This window comes from Paraburkholderia sp. BR10954 (assembly GCF_040965775.1).
Lineage (GTDB): Bacteria > Pseudomonadota > Gammaproteobacteria > Burkholderiales > Burkholderiaceae > Paraburkholderia > Paraburkholderia youngii.
In genome coordinates this window covers 1-247 of sequence record NZ_JBFRCK010000352.1, presented here as the reverse complement: position 1 = coordinate 247, position 247 = coordinate 1, and the positions used below count along the sequence as shown (strand labels likewise).

At 55.5% G+C, this 247-nt stretch carries 1 pseudogene; it reads left to right on the top strand.

Going from position 1 to position 247, the window contains the following annotated elements:
* Positions 1-126 (top strand): annotated as a pseudogene (locus AB4Y34_RS42530) (IS5/IS1182 family transposase); the annotation flags it as partial.
* Between the last annotated feature and the right edge of the window lie 121 nt (positions 127-247).

Genomic DNA, 247 nt, shown 5'->3' with positions numbered 1-247 from the left:
TTGATGCTGAAGGTGGGGTCGGCGGTCGACGCTACCTTGATTTCCGCACCCACTTCGACGAAGAACGGCTCTGGTACACGGGAGCCGGAAATGCACCAGACGAAGAAGGGAAATCAATGGTACTTCGTCGGGTCTGAATAATTCGTTTTGGACGGCGCTTGCCCTCACGGCTGGTATTCGACAGCGATTGAGCGGTTGAGCAAAGCGGCCAGAACAGCGGCGTAAAAAAGCCTCAGCTTCCTGAGGA